This window comes from Kingella kingae, from assembly GCF_900475905.1.
GTDB classification, from domain to species: Bacteria; Pseudomonadota; Gammaproteobacteria; order Burkholderiales; family Neisseriaceae; genus Kingella; species Kingella kingae.
Genome location: NZ_LS483426.1, coordinates 555,738 through 571,638, shown reverse-complemented (window position 1 = coordinate 571,638; position 15,901 = coordinate 555,738). Strand labels below are relative to the sequence as shown.

17 protein-coding genes are annotated in these 15,901 nt (G+C 40.8%); 7 read left to right on the top strand and 10 right to left on the bottom strand.

Features of this window, described 5'->3' with window-relative positions; all coding sequences use genetic code 11:
- Positions 1-35: 35 nt before the first annotated feature.
- From DQN52_RS03100 to hemB, 3 genes are all read left to right on the top strand, one after another.
- The gene (locus DQN52_RS03100; RefSeq protein WP_003788864.1) at positions 36-830 is read left to right on the top strand and encodes a phosphatidate cytidylyltransferase; all 795 of its coding nucleotides are present in this window, start codon (positions 36-38) and stop codon (positions 828-830) included.
- Positions 831-938: 108 nt separating this feature from the next.
- Positions 939-1,580, top strand: a complete 642-nt coding sequence (locus tag DQN52_RS03095; RefSeq protein ID WP_032827897.1) for a TetR/AcrR family transcriptional regulator — start codon at positions 939-941, stop codon at positions 1,578-1,580.
- Positions 1,581-1,655: 75 nt separating this feature from the next.
- Positions 1,656-2,660 carry a porphobilinogen synthase gene (hemB, locus tag DQN52_RS03090; RefSeq protein ID WP_032827899.1) on the top strand — a complete coding sequence of 335 codons (1,005 nt, stop codon included), beginning with the start codon at positions 1,656-1,658 and terminating at the stop codon, positions 2,658-2,660.
- 265 nt (positions 2,661-2,925) lie between these two features.
- On the opposite strand, the gene DQN52_RS03085 is transcribed toward hemB, so the two are convergent.
- From DQN52_RS03085 to DQN52_RS03055, 6 genes are all read right to left on the bottom strand, one after another.
- Positions 2,926-3,792 carry a hypothetical protein gene (locus DQN52_RS03085; RefSeq protein ID WP_003788869.1) on the bottom strand — a complete coding sequence of 289 codons (867 nt, stop codon included), beginning with the start codon at positions 3,790-3,792 and terminating at the stop codon, positions 2,926-2,928.
- Positions 3,793-3,869: 77 nt separating this feature from the next.
- Complete coding sequence (locus tag DQN52_RS03080; RefSeq protein ID WP_003788871.1) at positions 3,870-5,975, bottom strand: HAD family hydrolase; 2,106 nt, start codon at positions 5,973-5,975, stop codon at positions 3,870-3,872.
- Positions 5,975-7,039 carry an HAD family hydrolase gene (locus DQN52_RS03075; protein ID WP_111694411.1) on the bottom strand — a complete coding sequence of 355 codons (1,065 nt, stop codon included), beginning with the start codon at positions 7,037-7,039 and terminating at the stop codon, positions 5,975-5,977. The genes DQN52_RS03080 and DQN52_RS03075 overlap by 1 nt, the downstream gene beginning before the upstream one ends.
- A gap of 104 nt (positions 7,040-7,143) precedes the next feature.
- The gene (gene argG, locus DQN52_RS03070) at positions 7,144-8,478 is read right to left on the bottom strand and encodes an argininosuccinate synthase (protein ID WP_003788874.1); all 1,335 of its coding nucleotides are present in this window, start codon (positions 8,476-8,478) and stop codon (positions 7,144-7,146) included.
- A 77-nt stretch (positions 8,479-8,555) separates the two neighbouring features.
- On the bottom strand, positions 8,556-9,023 hold the full coding sequence (locus DQN52_RS03065; protein WP_032827917.1) for a YchJ family protein: 468 nt from the start codon (positions 9,021-9,023) through the stop codon (positions 8,556-8,558).
- A gap of 324 nt (positions 9,024-9,347) precedes the next feature.
- Positions 9,348-10,103 carry an IS5 family transposase gene (locus DQN52_RS03055; protein ID WP_111694402.1) on the bottom strand — a complete coding sequence of 252 codons (756 nt, stop codon included), beginning with the start codon at positions 10,101-10,103 and terminating at the stop codon, positions 9,348-9,350.
- A gap of 369 nt (positions 10,104-10,472) precedes the next feature.
- Here DQN52_RS03055 and DQN52_RS03050 point away from each other — a divergent pair, with 369 nt between their 5' ends.
- Complete coding sequence (locus tag DQN52_RS03050; RefSeq protein ID WP_003788880.1) at positions 10,473-10,814, top strand: hypothetical protein; 342 nt, start codon at positions 10,473-10,475, stop codon at positions 10,812-10,814.
- 56 nt (positions 10,815-10,870) lie between these two features.
- On the opposite strand, the gene DQN52_RS03045 is transcribed toward DQN52_RS03050, so the two are convergent.
- The 4 genes from DQN52_RS03045 to lysS all read right to left on the bottom strand — a co-directional run bounded on the left by DQN52_RS03045 (position 10,871) and on the right by lysS (position 13,669).
- A complete protein-coding gene (locus DQN52_RS03045; RefSeq protein ID WP_003788882.1) occupies positions 10,871-11,308 on the bottom strand; it encodes an ABZJ_00895 family protein in 438 nt (145 codons plus the stop codon).
- The gene (locus DQN52_RS10905; protein ID WP_155114362.1) at positions 11,309-11,476 is read right to left on the bottom strand and encodes a hypothetical protein; all 168 of its coding nucleotides are present in this window, start codon (positions 11,474-11,476) and stop codon (positions 11,309-11,311) included. It lies immediately after the preceding gene.
- Positions 11,477-11,829: 353 nt separating this feature from the next.
- A complete protein-coding gene (locus DQN52_RS10900; RefSeq protein ID WP_170120132.1) occupies positions 11,830-11,991 on the bottom strand; it encodes a hypothetical protein in 162 nt (53 codons plus the stop codon).
- Positions 11,992-12,154: 163 nt separating this feature from the next.
- Positions 12,155-13,669 carry a lysine--tRNA ligase gene (gene lysS, locus DQN52_RS03040; RefSeq protein WP_003788886.1) on the bottom strand — a complete coding sequence of 505 codons (1,515 nt, stop codon included), beginning with the start codon at positions 13,667-13,669 and terminating at the stop codon, positions 12,155-12,157.
- Between the two features lie 480 nt (positions 13,670-14,149).
- Here lysS and DQN52_RS03035 point away from each other — a divergent pair, with 480 nt between their 5' ends.
- From DQN52_RS03035 to DQN52_RS03025, 3 genes are read left to right on the top strand one after another with little or no spacing between them, the layout of a single operon-like run.
- Positions 14,150-14,518: a roadblock/LC7 domain-containing protein gene (locus DQN52_RS03035; protein ID WP_032827901.1), complete on the top strand. Its 369-nt coding sequence runs from the start codon at positions 14,150-14,152 to the stop codon at positions 14,516-14,518.
- A gap of 15 nt (positions 14,519-14,533) precedes the next feature.
- Positions 14,534-15,031, top strand: coding sequence for a PAS domain-containing protein (locus DQN52_RS03030; RefSeq protein ID WP_003788890.1), 498 nt, complete (start codon positions 14,534-14,536; stop codon positions 15,029-15,031).
- A gap of 15 nt (positions 15,032-15,046) precedes the next feature.
- On the top strand, positions 15,047-15,790 hold the full coding sequence (locus DQN52_RS03025; protein ID WP_003788893.1) for a PhnD/SsuA/transferrin family substrate-binding protein: 744 nt from the start codon (positions 15,047-15,049) through the stop codon (positions 15,788-15,790).
- Positions 15,791-15,901: the final 111 nt, after the last annotated feature.

Sequence of the window (15,901 nt, the reverse complement as noted above, 5' to 3'; positions counted from 1 at the left end):
CCAATCACACAAATTATTTATTCCAATCAATCATCATGCTAAAACAAAGAATCTTAACCGCGCTGGTTTTAATCCCACTCATGCTGCTGATGCTATTTGGCGCAGGCAACGTATTGTGGGCGATGTTCACCGCGCTCATCACACTGGTCGCCTTGTGGGAATACAGCCGCTTGGCAGGTTTTTCTATCGCCCAACAAACCCCATATTTGAGTGGCACAGCCTTATTTTTATTGCTGGCGTATTCAGGCGGCTGGCAGTTGCCCTCGTGGTTTTGGGGCGTGATTTTGCTGTTTTGGTTGGTTGTGATGCCAGCTTGGTTGCAACAAAAATGGCGCGTTCAAGCCAACGCACGTGGCATGGCTGTTGGCTGGTTGCTCATGTTGCCGTTTTGGTTTGCCTTGATTAGTTTGCGCGAAAGCCACGGCGCAGGCAGCCTGCTCGCGCTGATGGCATTGGTTTGGATTGCCGACACCGCCGCCTATTTTGCAGGACGCGCATTGGGTAAACGCAAACTCTCCCCTGTGTTAAGCCCGAAAAAAAGCTGGGAAGGTGCGTATGGCGGATTGACAGCCGTGTTGCTTTACGCCTTGTGGACGCGCAGTGCAGGCTGGTTGTTTGCCGATTTAGGCGTACTAACCACTTTGATTGCAGCCTGCATTTTGACTTTTGTGAGCATTGGTGGCGACTTGCTAGAAAGCTGGCTCAAACGCGCAGTCGGCATAAAAGACAGCAGCCAGTTGTTGCCAGGACACGGCGGCGTGTTTGACCGTATCGACAGCCTAATCGCTGCTGTGAGCGTATATGCCGCCGTACAAATTTTGTGTGCCTAATACAAAATAATTTGAATAAATCAAAGCTATTATTCTAAAATAGCCCCTTTAAACCGAACAAATACGATGCAGCTAGCCTGCCCCAATGATAGAGAGGGAAAAATCATCATGAGTAAAGACTCACGTAAAAATACCTATACCCGTATTGTAGAAAGCAGTTTGCAACTGTTCAACGAACACGGCGAGCGCAACATCAGCACCAACCACATCGCCAACCATTTGAACATTAGCCCAGGCAATTTGTATTACCACTTTGCCAACAAAGACGAAATTATTGTGCAACTGTTCAAGCAATACAGCCGTGACTTATTGGATTATTTGACACACACCACCCTACCCATCAACATGAGTCAAACGACCGAATACATGGCTGGCGTGTATGATGTGATGTGGAATTATCGCTTCTTATTTAGCGATGTAAACACCCTACTCACACGCAGTGCCGAATTATTGGGCGCACACAACGATTTTACGCACGAAAAAGTATCGCCTTTAACCGTAAAATTGCTGACCAAATTACAAGATAATCAAATCATTACCATTGACGAAGTCGGCATACACGACTTGGCAATTAATATGTGGCTCACCACCAAATATTGGTTTGACTTTGACCGCAGTTTAACCAAAAACAACACACTAGACGAACGCACCAAATTACGCGGTATCTATCGCACATTAAGCCTGATTCGCCCCTATATTCGTGCCGACCATTTGGCAGAATTTGACAAACAAATGGTTAATTTTAAATAAACCAAAAAAGCAGCCTGCACTTTGTTTGCGACAAAAATGCAGGCTGCTTTGCTTATCCCAACAAAGGAAAATACCATGAACTTCCCACCACGCCACGCCCCAACCACCCGATTGCGCCGTATGCGCCGCGATGATTTTTCACGCCGTTTAATACGTGAAAATATTTTAACGCCCAACGATTTGATTTACCCCGTTTTCGTGTTGGAAGGGCAAAACCAAGAACAAGAAATCGCGTCCATGCCCAAAATCAAACGTCAAAGCGTGGATCTGCTGCTCAAAACCGCAGAACGCGCTTGCAAATTGGGTATCCCAATGCTTGCCCTATTCCCCGTTGTAACGCAAAACAAAACCATCGATGCGCGTGAAGCCTACAATCCAGACGGATTGGTGCAAACCGCAGTTCGCGCCTTGCGAAAAGAGTTTCCCGAATTAGGCATTATGACCGATGTCGCGCTAGACCCCTACACTTTGAGCGGACAAGACGGTTTGACAGACGAAACAGGCTATGTGTTGAACGATGAAACGATTGAAGTGCTGGTCAAACAAGCGTTGAGCCACGCCGAAGCAGGCGCACAAGTGGTCGCCCCGTCCGACATGATGGACGGACGCATTGGCGCAATCCGTCAGGCTTTGGAAGCCAACGGACACATTCACACGCGCATTATGGCGTATTCGGCAAAATACGCATCGGCGTTTTATGGCCCATTCCGAGACGCAGTCGGCAGCGCAGGCAATTTGGGCAAATCCACCAAAGACCAATATCAGCAAGACCCAGCCAACTCCAACGAAGCCTTGCACGAAGTCGCATTGGACATTCAAGAAGGCGCGGACATGGTGATGGTGAAACCAGGTATGCCGTATTTGGACGTGGTGCGCCGCGTTAAAGACGAATTTGGTGTGCCGACTTTTGCCTATCAAGTGTCGGGCGAATACGCGATGTTGCAGGCTGCTATTCAAAATGGCTGGCTGGACGGCGACAAAGTGATTTTAGAAAGCCTGTTGGCATTTAAACGCGCTGGCGCAGACGGTATTTTGACGTATTTTGCGATGGAAGCGGCGGAATTGTTACGCGCGAAGTAAATCGCACAAATAAATAAAAAGCAGCCTGAAACCTTTGCAAAACTACCATGCCGTAATTCCTGCGTAGGCAGGAATCCAACGGGAAATGTAGGCAACTTAAAATAAATCCAAATAACTGAATAAGTTAGATGGATTCCCGCCTACGCGGAAATGACGACCATTGTCAAATTTTAGATACATTTGCGTTTTGCAAAGGTGTCAGCCTGCACTTTTTGTTGATTTAAAGTGCAGGCTGCTTTTAATTAAAATTTAATTCAGTTTAATACTATTTTTTATTAGCTATAATTTGCTCATTTAATTCGTAATAATCTTTTAGCAACTCACTATAATAAGAAAAATTCTTTCTCATAACTTCATTAGGTAACTCATTAAAAAAAACTTGTTCAATAGGTAAAAGCATACCAAAAGTAGGAAATACGTTATGTGGGTTATTTTTTTCAGTAAATATAGAATATAACCATATATAAATATTATTTCTCTGAAAAATACCATCTTGCAATATATCTGTTATTCCCATATATGAAAATAGTTGTTGTGCTTGTATTCTATCTGAATCACTACCTATATTAAATGAAATAAAAATTTTAGATTTAGTATTATTAATAATACTTTTTATGAAAAATGGTAATTGTAAGTCAGTATTCTGTAAAATAGAGCATGTGGATTTATAAGTCGACCACAAACTAATATCAATTTGCGGATTAGATGCAATAGAAATAGAATTTAAAAAATAACTACTTACACATATTGCAGCTGTCCCACCTGTTGATGAGCCAAAAAATCTTAAATTAGAACTATTGATATTTTGATTTTGTATATACTCAGTTAAAAGTTGAGCAATTAGTTGATAATAAGTTTTTTCACCTGTTCCCAAATACCAACCATCTTGAATACCCTTATTATAATAATAAGATGGATCTTCAAAAATAAGGCATTCTCCCTGAAATTTACCTTTTGCCCATGAAACTCTATCAAATGTTGGATAAGCTAGATTATTTTTTCTTCTTGGACCACCTGCGGAAAATAAAATCCAAAGAACTCTACTATTTTTATTCTTGGCGGGCGAATAGAAAATGGGCAATTCGATATTTTCTATTTGAACAAAATTTACACCCTCTTTTAATACAACCATTTGATTTTATTCCTTATAAAATTAAAAGCCATGTTTAATACCAGTATTAAACATGGCTCAACTATGATATCTAGTGTTTAACGTTTAGCCAATTTTGATGCAGCTTTCAATAAAATATTAGGAGAATCAGCTAAAAATTGTTTAGGACTTTTTTTCCATTTGTTTGCTTTCTTTTCTCCAGCTAAAACATAAACTAGCCTTTCTAAAGGCGTACTAAATTGCTCATTATTCACAACTGCTTGTACCTGTTGTTCATTGGATTGCGACTTATAATTCAGGGCTTCATTCCAAAGTGAAATATATTTTCCGCTAGAAGAGAAAATTGCTTTATCTTTCCAGCCTGAAAAGTTATTTTCAAAATACACTTCGTCCCAAATAAAACGATCTATATCCGCAGGGTTTTTGAAATGCTTATTCAAAATCATACTACTAACCACAGGATTTAATTTAAAAATATCGTAATCAGTATCGCGTGCCGCACAATATTCGCGTACAAAATCCAACGCTCCTTGTTGTACATCAGTAACCATACGCTTTTTAGCATCTAACATGCTGGAATCTTCTTCCATAAAAATAGGTGTTACTTGCCCATTCTCTTCTCTAAATTTTACAAATTGTTGCTGGTCTGAACTAAATAAAGTTTCCAATAATGGTACATGACTATGCAGATTATACTTCTCTACAATAAAAGGTAAAGAATCAAGTAAATAACCACGTACATTTAATCCATAAGGAATTTGATAAATATCTTGAGAAGATTTAACCGATAAAATATTGTATGCTACAACATCAGATTGAGTGAGCTCACGATAACAGTAAGGGATAGTCCCTGTATGTCCTAAATCAACCAAACCTAATTTTTCATTTTTAAAATCAGCCAAATAATCTAATAATAATCTTTTTTCCTCACTTGCATTAGCCAATATTTCTGTACGAATAGTTTCAATAATTCGATTGATGACTATTAAACCTTCGGCATTTAATTGAACTTTTTCATTTAAATTAAAATCTTTTAATTTATATTCAATTTCTTTGGTAATTTCCAGTCCAAGCCTATGCTCAATAAATACTCGCAATGTGCTGTGGAAATTAGATGAAAACACAAAATTCCAAGATTTGTCCGATGCTAATAATGGAATATTAAATGCACGACGCGATGCTAAAATATAATTTGATTTAGGGACATCTGTTCTATTTTCAGTAACAATATCCCATGCTTGTTTAATAATAAACCCATCTCTCGCTAAAAAAAGCAATCTATCTACTTTGTCTTGTTTTGCCGATGAAATCAACCAATCACAAGTTGCCAATAATAAAGGTCCCAAAGCAGAATAACCAAGATTATAAGCACTACCATTAAACAATGATTCTGGATTTAAATATGCTTTTGGTGTAACTGCATCATAAAATTTATGTGTAATTAATGAAGTCATTAGACTTACACCTAAATCAAATGAAATATTTTCTAAATAAGGATGAAATGAATCCTTAATCGGTGGATGTTTAGCAACCAGCTTATGTACATTTTCAATATAAATGGCATTCAAACCATTTTCTCGTGCGCTTTTTACATCTGCATGAAAATTATCGCCAATATGCAAAATTCTTTGCGCTTGACCTGTTTCATTTCGTACCTTTTCTTTCAATACTTCAAATAAAGCCCCATTTCCTTTTGTGGCAGCATAATCACCAGAGACTAATAAATTACTATCTACTGTATAACCACATTTAGTTAGTAATTGAGCAATAACATTCGTTGGTAAATACATATCTGATACAAAATACACTTTTTTCCCTTTGGATAAAGCATATTGGTAGATGTTGAACATCTCTTCGCGTGGAACAGTAAATTTAAGCTCTGCTGCAATTTCCTCTTCTTTAATTTTTTGCAATTCTGCCTTACTTAATTGTAGCATTTGCCCCAGCCGTTCATAAATGGCATCAATGCTAATGTCATCTAATCCTGAATCTTTTCTTGCCGATAATTCTGCAGCTTGTCGAATAGGCATAAAACGTTGCGGATATAAAGTAATTCCATGTTTTCTTGCTGCTTGAATAGCAATATAGAAAAAAATATCTCGTGGGGTAAATACATTGCGTGTGATTAATGTATCAAAAACATCAAATGAAATAATTGGAAATTTTTCAATTTCAGTCATCAACATTGAAGTAATATCTTGCATTATCTTTGCTCCAAAATAGTATATGAGTAGTAGGCATTTAAAATATCACGAACTTGATTATTCTTATTAAAAATAAATTTTTTATTCGTTATATTTTTAACTTCTAAATTAAATAAGTTATTCCAAAATTGTGGGGAAAATATGATTTTATCAACAGAATATGAATCACTTGTCTTAATATCACAAACAGGTTTATTAAAAAATAAAACATTTTTATTAAAATAATATGCTTCAGAACAAACAGAAGAACTGATCGCTGCAACCAAAGATAAGTTTTTTGATGAAAGCACAGAATAGGCATTGGCTTCAATCATATTGATTCTTCCAAATGATTGAATATATTGGTTTATTTGCGTATTATTTTTTTCTAACGGATGAGCAATAAAATATATATTCCTAAATTTTTGACATAAAAAATCAATATCTTTTCTATAGTGCTGCAAAGTTAATCTTTTATTATTTGTGCGCAAAGTTTTGTCGTTACTGGTCTGTCCAAAAATCACACAAGATTCTGGTGGTAAATCATATACTTTCTTTTTATTTAACAAAGAAATTCTAACAAATTCGGCATTAATATAAAAACTAGATTCATCAATTTCATAATGCTTTAATTTTTTTTCCAAATTCTTATTATTACTTTGAATTAGAAAAATTTCATCTTCCATATATCGAATTGGATGCAACCAAATATTGATATATGTAATACCTTTTGCATTCAAAATATCTGTTGTTAATTTTTGCAATTCCCAACCAATAATTACATTATTGACATCAAAAAAATTATCAAAATAATCTAATGATTCTTTTGTTATTTCTTCAAAATCTACTAATCTAGAATGACTTTCGTTATAACTCATACCAGACTTCATGAAAAAAATATCGCGATTAAATCTACTTATTTTAGAAGTAAAGTCAGTAGGATAAATTTTTGCTTCAAGCCCTATACAAGATAACGTTACTTTTAGTAAAGATAAAATTCTGTCTGCATGCCAATACAAAGCCTCAACAGGTTCTGCTAAAAAATCTACCGTAAGAACGGTATGTTTTTTGAATTTATTTTCCACTACTATATTTTCCTTTAAATAAAATTTAAATCTATCTTATTTTAAAAATAAGCAACGTAATGCGGATATTAAATTAATATATAAAATATCCGCATCTTATATATTTACTTATCCAACTTCGGAATCACCGAACCTTCACCCAGTTGTACCAAACCCGTTTGCGCGTAAATGCCCAATTTGGTGCGCGTGTCGGAAATATCCAAATTACGCATCGTTAATTGTCCAATGCGGTCAAGCGGTGTAAACGCTGCATTTTCTACTTTTTCCATAGATAAACGCTCTGGTGCATAAGTCAAGTTTGGTGATTCGGTGTTCAAGATTGAGTAATCGTTGCCACGGCGCAATTCCAAAGTTACTTCGCCTGTAATCGCTTTTGCTACCCAGCGTTGCGCGGTTTCACGCAACATCAAGGCTTGCGAATCAAACCAACGACCTTGATACAGCAAACGTCCCAAGCGCAAACCGTTGATGCGGTATTGCTCAATCGTGTCTTCATTATGAATGCCTGTTACCAAACGCTCGTACGCAATGTGGAACAACGCCATCGCTGGGGCTTCGTAAATACCGCGTGATTTCGCTTCAATAATACGGTTTTCAATTTGGTCTGACATACCCAAACCATGACGACCGCCAATTTTGTTGGTTTCCAAGAACAAATCCACAGGGTTGGCAAATTCCACACCATTCAATGCAACAGGTACACCTTCTTCAAAACGCACGGTAACGACTTCGGGCTTAATTTCCACGCTTTCGTCCCAAAATGCTACACCCATGATTGGCTTCACAATTTTGATACCAGAGTTCAAAAATTCCAAATCTTTCGCTTCGTGCGTTGCACCGAGCATATTGCTGTCGGTTGAATACGCTTTTTCAACAGACATTTTGTAGTCAAAACCGTTGGCAATCAAAAATTCTGACATTTCTTGGCGACCGCCCAATTCGTCAATAAATTGTTGGTCAAGCCATGGTTTGTAGATTTTCAGGGCTGGATTGGTTAGCAAACCGTAGCGGTAGAAACGTTCAATATCGTTGCCTTTGTAGGTGCTGCCGTCGCCCCAAATGTTTACGTCATCTTGCTTCATCGCGGCAACCAGCATTGTGCCAGTAACGGCGCGACCCAATGGCGTGGTGTTGAAATACGGCATACCGCCTGTTGAAACGTGGAACGCGCCACATTGAATCGCAGCGATGCCTTCGTGCGCCAACTGGCTGCGACAGTCAATCAAACGCGCCACTTCTGCGCCGTATTGTTTGGCTTTTTCGGGAATGGCGTTGTAGTCGTCTTCGTCTGGCTGACCCAAGTTTGCGGTGTAGGCGTAAGGATTCGCGCCTTTCAGTTTCATCCACAACAATGCGGCTGACGTATCCAAACCGCCCGAGAAGGCGATGCCGACTTTTTGTCCAATGGGTAAATTTTGTAAAATGGTGGCGTTGCTCATGTCTGCGTCCTAGTCAATGATTAAATAAAAGAACGTGCGAATTATAAACGATTTTGCACCAAAGCAGCCTGCATTTTTTAGCGAAAAAACTGTCCACAACAGGCTTTGAATTTACGCGCCGAACCGCAAATGCAGGCTGCTTTGAAGCTCGGCAGCGGAACGGTTGGGTCAATAAAACACCAACGCCCGTTTTGTTGTACAAATGCCGAACATTCGTGATGCTGCTGCGTTTGTCCGTTTTCGGCAAAATGGGCGATAAATTCCACTTGCGCGTGATGCGGTTTGATGTGGGCAATGTGCTGCAACACGTCCAAACCCAGCCATGTGGCTTGCTCCGACCACGCGGCAATGCTGGCGGTGTCCAGCAGATGTTGTTGCACTGGCACGGTTGTTTGCACAATGTAAGCGATGTTTTGTGTGGCATAGGCGGCATAGCGCGAACGCATCAGTTGCTCGGCAGTTTGCGCGTGGGCGTGTTGGCGATGTAGGGGCGCACAGCATTGTTCGTAGGGTAAGGACGATCGGCAGGGGCAAGCGGTGTTCATGGTGTTTGGGTGTGATGAAATGGTGCCATTATAGTGCAAAGTGCAGGCTGCTTTTTCTGTTTTATCAAAGCAGGCTGACACTTTTGCAAAACCCCAGATTTGAGTGCAGTTCAAAGTGATAGCATCGCAGAACGCGCAGATAATATTGAAATATTTTCAAGCGTTCGAGAAGCGCATCACGAAGAAGTGCGCCAAAGATGGGGTTTTGCAAAGGTCTCAGCCTGCACTTTTGGTTATAATCACGTCATTTAATCCACCGAAAGAAAACCATGCATTCCCTACACAAGATTTTATGGCTAGGCATAGGGGCTAATGACATTTTAGCTATAATTTCAACCAAATCAAAGCACAAGCTAATGACACGGTACTTTCATAATTACGTTTTAATTTATCGTACCGTGTTGCCAGCGCACGAAAATGCTTTAATCGTGCAAAAGCATTTTCTACCAAGTGCCTGATTTTATATAAATACCAATCTGTGTCCACATTAAGATGTTCTCTATTTTTCTTATATGGAATATTGGCTTTACTTTGTTTAGAATGAATTAACCGACGAAAAGTATCACTGTCAAAACCTCTATCAGCACACACGGTTTCATTATCACTTAAGTCCAATTGTGCCAATAAATCAGGCGCAACAACAATCTCATTTACATTACCAGCTGTAATCATAAATTCAATTGGATTACCACAAGCATCAACCGCTAAATGAATTTTAGACGTATGACCTCCGATACTCTTACCGACAGCTTGATGCACAATGGATTTTTTACCCATGCCGTGTTGATGAACACGGATATGGCTACCGTCCATAAAGACCCATTCTATATCGGGTGTATCTGCCAAATGTTTAAATAATTTGGTAAAAATACCGCGTTTAGACCAGTGATTGAAACTTTGGTAAAGGCTGTTTGCTTTACCAAAATAACTAGGTATATCAGCCCATTGGCAGCCTGTACGTAAGCGAAACAGGATACCTTCTACTGTTTTGCGTAAATTTTTCTTGCGATAAATGCCAAGCTGTTTCAAAATAGGTAACAGTCTTGACCATGTTTCATTTGTAAGCGTGTTTCGGGACATGGCAAAGGTTTAGGATGGTTGTGTGGAAACAATATCTTAAATCCTTTGCCTCTTCTTTTGAATTGTCAATAGCCCCTAAGCTGTTTGACCCTGCACACCAGCTTGGCGCAAACCGTGCAACACACACTAAACAACGGCTTAAACGTGATTATTGAAGAAGACCACCGCGCCCCAGTCGTCCACCTAGCTGTGATACAAAGTCGGCAGCATGGACGAGCAAGCAGGTAAAACAGGTTTGAGCCACGCGCTAGAACACATTTGCTGATTGTGGGCGATGTAGATTCCGCGCAAACACTCAAATGGGTGCAGTAATATTTTGGCAATTTAGCCAGCAAAAAGCAGCCTGCACGCTCCGACAACACGGAAATCATGCAGCGCGACACATCGCCCGTATCCATCACAGGCAAAACCAAACAGCCAATTATGATGCTCGCCTATCGCGTGCCACATTTACAGAAAATGGACGGCACCCTGCCCTACGCGCTAGACGTGTTAAGTACGGTGCTAGACGGACACAGTGCGGCACGGTTGAGCAAAAATTTGGTGCGCGGCAGCCTGATGGGAACGTTGCACAATATTGGTTTTTCGTATCGCGATGAAGCAGAAATCCGCCGCCGATTGAGCGAAATCACACCGCAACAAGTGCAGGCTGCCGCACAATTTTTGCAGCAGCAAAACGCGATTTATGTAGAAATGTTGCCAGAGAAATAATCTGCACACGAAAAGCAGCCTGCACTTTTTGTTGATTTAAAGTGCAGGCTGCTTTGTTATTTTTGCGCGATTTTTTTCGCTTCCGTTTTCGCCAAATAGCCAAACGCAAAAATTGCCGCGCCAAAATATGTCAGCGCGTACACCAGCAACAGCAACACAGCCAGCCACCACATTTCAGCGATAACTTTTGCCCATTGCCGTGCTTGGTCTATGCCGTGTGCATACGCATACGACAGCGCGAACACCACCGCTAACAACAAAATGCCCAACACCGCGCTCATGGTGCAACGTTTTGCCAAATAATATTGCTCTTGGCGCATGGGCGCACGGCGTTCTTTTTTGACGAAGTATAAGGCGGTAAACGAAACGGCAGCCAGCATCAACGCGCCAGCCGCCGCTTTGATATGAAAGATTTGTTGCAGCAATATGCCTGCCACAGAGCAAATCGCGTAACCCGATGAGAAATGGTTTAGATAGGGTTTTAGGTGGGGCATTTATTGTCCTTTTATAACCACTTTTTTAACCGTACCTGCTTGTTTACTGGCATCAAATGCTTGGCGCAAAACGTGCAGCGATTGGGCTTTTAAATCTTTGGCATTCGGGGCAATTTGAATAGCATGGGTATTGTATTGTTGTGAATTTTGCGATTGATTGTGCTTCATTTTTTTTAACCTCTTTGCAAAATAAAAAATTGAGTATTTTTCAACGACCAAGTTTGAAATTTTTCTAAATTTCCTTTTCTTTTATTATACATACGTGCATACATTCGCGCCAAAGATTTTGTTTCAGGAATAAAATAATAGATTTGCGCCGCATAATATTCCGAATGAATAGCAATAATTTCACTTAATTTTTGTTCTAATTCAACAATATTTTGACGTGTAAAAATTTGTCCATCGTTAGGCGTATCAAATATAGTGGATTAAATTCAAACCAGGACAAGGCGACAACGACCGCCGTGTACAGCTAGTACATAAGGGAGTTGGCAACGCTGTACTAGTTTGAATTTAATTCACTATAAATTAGGATAATCTTGCAAATCCCAATAATCTTCCCCAAAAAATTTCAATTGATAGCATGATGTTTTATTGATTTTATTGAGTTCATCATTTAACGATTGCGTTTCAGGAAATTGCTCAACAAATGCCGTAGCCAACGATTGACTACTCGCAAACATCACAATATATCACCGCCTTGACACCGAAAAACGGCACAATTGCCCCAAATATCGCCATTTTCAAAAATTTAAAATTCGTAATTTTGCATACCATTTCCCATAATTTGAAGCAGCCTGCACTTATTGATTTAAAGTGCAGGCTGCTTTTTATGATTACCAATATTTACTCTGGGCGCATTTGCGGGAACAACACCACATCACGAATTGTCTGCGCGTCCGTCAGCAACATCACCAAACGGTCAATGCCAATGCCGCAACCACCAGTCGGCGGCAAACCAAATTCCATTGCGCGAATATAATCCGCGTCAAAATGCATCGCTTCATCGTCGCCAGCGTCTTTTTGCGCCACTTGCGATTTGAAACGCGCCGCTTGGTCTTCAGGGTCGTTCAACTCCGAATAGCCATTCGCCAATTCACGTCCTACCACAAACAACTCAAAACGCTCCGTTAAATCCGATTTCGTGTCCGAAGCACGCGCCAATGGCGACACTTCCACAGGATAATCAATAATAAAAGTCGGATTCCACAACTTGCTTTCCGTGCAACCTTCAAACAACGCTAATTGCAGGCTGCCCAAACCGCTCGCGTGTGGCAAACTTTCACCGTGTTTCACGATTTCCTTTTTCAGCCATTCCGCATCATGCAGTTGCTCGTCCGTGTATTGCGGATTAAATTTTTTAATCGCTTGCAAAATGGTTAAGCGTTCAAATGGGCTTTCCAAATCCACTTCTTTACCGTTGTAAGTGATTTTTGCCGTACCGTTTACCGCGTGAGAAGCCGCGCGAATCACGCCTTCCGTCATTTCCATCATGCGCTCGTAATCGCAAAACGCTTCGTAAAATTCCATCATCGTAAATTCAGGATTGTGGCGCACCGACATACCTTCGTTACGGAAATTGCGGTTAATCTCAAACACGCGCTCCAAACCGCCCACCACCAAGCGTTTCAAATACAATTCAGGCGCGATGCGCAAATATAACGGCATATCCAACGCATTGTGATGTGTAACAAACGGTTTCGCCGTTGCGCCGCCAGGAATCGGGTGCATCATCGGCGTTTCCACTTCCAAATATTGCTCGTTTACCATGAAATTACGGATAGATTGAACAATCTGGCTACGTTTAATAAACGTGTCGCGGCTGTCGGGATTGGCAATCAAATCCACATAACGCTGGCGGTATTTCGTCTCTTGGTCGCTCAAACCGTGAAACTTGCTCGGCAATGGGCGCAGCGATTTCGTCAGCAAACGAATTTCCGATACGCGCACCGTCAATTCACCGTGATTGGTTTTGAACAACGTACCCACCGCGCCCACGATGTCGCCCATATCCCAATGATTGAACGCATCTAAAATGTCTTGGCTCACGCCTTTATTGTTTAAATACAACTGGATTTGACCGCTTACGTCCTGAATAGTCGCGAAGCTGGCTTTACCCATTTGGCGTTTCAACATCATGCGCCCAGCGATTTTGACTGGGATTTCTTGTGGGTCTAATTCTTCCTTACTCAACGCGCCGTATTTTTCGTGCAATTCACTGGCGAAGCTGTCGCGGCGGAAATCGTTGGGAAATGCCACACGTTGTTTGCGGATTTCATGCAATTTTTCGCGGCGAATGGCGATGATTTGGTTTTCGTCCAATTGTTCTTCAACTTGGGGGTTTGGGTTTTGGTCAGTCATGATAATTCTCTAATCGATAAAATAAAAAAGTGCAGGCTGCCTGCGCTGCAAAAAATGGGCGTATTTTACGCGGATTTACGCTATTTGAATATTGCCAAACGGTTTATTTCGCGCTTGCAAAAAAAATTCAGACTTGTCTAATCAAGATTTATTCTTATTTGATATACATCAAAATTAGGACAAAAATAAATCCCATAAATAAAAAAAGGTTTTAGACTATACAAAACCTTTATTATAATCGTGCCAGCTAATAGATTTATTAAATTATCTATATTTAATGAATGTATTGCACATATACCCCATATATCAGCATATGATTTTAATTGGCTATCCAGTTCAAATTAATATGTTTTTTTAGTTTGTATCATTTGATACGGAGAATGCAGGAGTCCATTTTCTGCATTCCTTTTTATAAGCTCTGCATCTCCATTTGGTGTGCAGGCTGCTTTTTTGATTTTTATGATAAGAGGTAAGCATAAAATGACACACCCCATTTTAGAGAATTTTTTGAATCAACTTCACGATAATACGCCAGATATTTTGGCATCTGCGATTGTATCGGTTGATGGCATTGCCCTTGCCTGGTTGCTCAATCGCCACACCAACCCAGACCGCGTGGGCGGTATGTCGGCAGCGTTGTTATCGTTGGGTTCGCGTGCTACCAAGGAATTGGAATGCGGTCGTCTAAAACAAGTAGTGGTTGAGGGCGATGATGGCTTCACTGTTTTGGTACAAGCAGGCGAACAAACCGTGTTGGTTGTGACTGCTCGCGCTGAAGCTAAATTAGGTTTAATTTTGCTGAACACGCGCGACACGGTTAAACAAATCAAACAACTGGGTCAATATTAAGAAGGAGGATACGTGATGAAAATAAATTCAATGACTCGTCCAACCGTATCACACAAAGAAGTGCAGGCTGCTTACTTTGACGGACAAGAACGTACCATTTATACAACCGACGAAGAAACCCATTTCCCAGACGGCTGTTTAATTACATCGCGTACCGATTTAGACGGCATCATCACCCATGCCAACAATGCTTTTGTGATTTTAAGTGGCTGGGAACGCGAAGAATTATTGGGGCAGCCACATTGCATTCTGCGCCACCCCGATATTCCAGCTGCCGCCTTTACCGATTTGTGGCAAACGGTTAAACGCGGCGAAAAATGGCACGGCTATGTTAAAAATCTGCGCAAAGACGGTGGATTTTATTGGGTTTATGCCACTGTCATCCCCAATATTCGCAACGGCGAAATTGTTGGCTACACATCGGTACGCCGCAAACCCAGTCGCCAAAAGGTTGAAGAAGCCGAAAAATTATATGCCACCCTACGCGCAGCCGAATTGGCAAACGCTCAATAAAAAGGATAATGCTTGATGATTCATTTTTTAATTGCGCCCGATTTTGCGCCCGAAAGCTTTGCAGGCTGGCATTTGCTCAACACCTTGTTGCAAAAAATTACCGATAATCCCATTCGCCTGATTACCCCCGCTGGGCATCGCGAGCAAATGGATATTCTGCGTAACCAAAAAGTAACCTTGATATATGCCAACCCATTTGATGCAGCTCAACTGGTGCGCGAACAAGGCTATTTACCACTGGTTAAACCCCGTGCCTACTCCGATGAAATGCTGATTACAAGCTATGCCGATAGCCCCTATCAACATTCAGACGAATTAAAAGCAGGCTGCAAAATTCTGGTTACCGAAAACCAAGACTTACGCCTACTGGGCTTACGTTTGTTAGAAAGTGCCAACTTAACCGAGCAAGATATTGAATGGATAGAAGTAGATACCTTTCAAGAAGCCGCCCGCCTCCTAATCAATCAAGAAGCCGATGCCGCGTTTTTCCTAGTCAGCACCTATCTGCACTTTATGCCAAATACGCGCCAACAAATGAAAACCCTCATGCAAAGTCGGATTGGCGATTTATGCCACGTCATTCTATTGCACCCAGACGATGCCGAATTGCATGATTTTTTCCGTGACACATTCATTCAAATCGGCAATACAGATGATGGCGAAAAAGTGTTGCAAGACCTAGATATGCGTGGATTTGATGCCGTATCGCAAGAAGACATAGAATTTATGATTGATTTAATGGAAACACTCAAAGATTAAGATTGCAAGCAGCCTGCACTTTTGGCATAATCCCCACTTCGCTCACTTTGGTGGGCGAAATTTTTGGAGTTTGTCTTGGTTGCATGCAGCTTGACAAACTTGTCCGCCGCA

Coding starts and splice junctions, on each gene's coding strand:
- DQN52_RS10900 (WP_170120132.1), bottom strand. CDS start 11,991: ATGTTTGCGAGTAGTCAATCGTTGGCTACGGCATTTGTTGAGCAATTT.
- DQN52_RS03085 (WP_003788869.1), bottom strand. CDS start 3,792: ATGGTTGTATTAAAAGAGGGTGTAAATTTTGTTCAAATAGAAAATATC.
- hemB (WP_032827899.1), top strand. CDS start 1,656: ATGAACTTCCCACCACGCCACGCCCCAACCACCCGATTGCGCCGTATG.
- DQN52_RS03025 (WP_003788893.1), top strand. CDS start 15,047: ATGATTCATTTTTTAATTGCGCCCGATTTTGCGCCCGAAAGCTTTGCA.
- DQN52_RS03095 (WP_032827897.1), top strand. CDS start 939: ATGAGTAAAGACTCACGTAAAAATACCTATACCCGTATTGTAGAAAGC.
- DQN52_RS03035 (WP_032827901.1), top strand. CDS start 14,150: ATGACACACCCCATTTTAGAGAATTTTTTGAATCAACTTCACGATAAT.
- DQN52_RS03065 (WP_032827917.1), bottom strand. CDS start 9,023: ATGAACACCGCTTGCCCCTGCCGATCGTCCTTACCCTACGAACAATGC.
- DQN52_RS03050 (WP_003788880.1), top strand. CDS start 10,473: ATGCAGCGCGACACATCGCCCGTATCCATCACAGGCAAAACCAAACAG.
- DQN52_RS10905 (WP_155114362.1), bottom strand. CDS start 11,476: ATGAAGCACAATCAATCGCAAAATTCACAACAATACAATACCCATGCT.
- lysS (WP_003788886.1), bottom strand. CDS start 13,669: ATGACTGACCAAAACCCAAACCCCCAAGTTGAAGAACAATTGGACGAA.
- DQN52_RS03100 (WP_003788864.1), top strand. CDS start 36: ATGCTAAAACAAAGAATCTTAACCGCGCTGGTTTTAATCCCACTCATG.
- DQN52_RS03055 (WP_111694402.1), bottom strand. CDS start 10,103: ATGTCCCGAAACACGCTTACAAATGAAACATGGTCAAGACTGTTACCT.
- DQN52_RS03080 (WP_003788871.1), bottom strand. CDS start 5,975: ATGCAAGATATTACTTCAATGTTGATGACTGAAATTGAAAAATTTCCA.
- argG (WP_003788874.1), bottom strand. CDS start 8,478: ATGAGCAACGCCACCATTTTACAAAATTTACCCATTGGACAAAAAGTC.
- DQN52_RS03045 (WP_003788882.1), bottom strand. CDS start 11,308: ATGCCCCACCTAAAACCCTATCTAAACCATTTCTCATCGGGTTACGCG.
- DQN52_RS03030 (WP_003788890.1), top strand. CDS start 14,534: ATGAAAATAAATTCAATGACTCGTCCAACCGTATCACACAAAGAAGTG.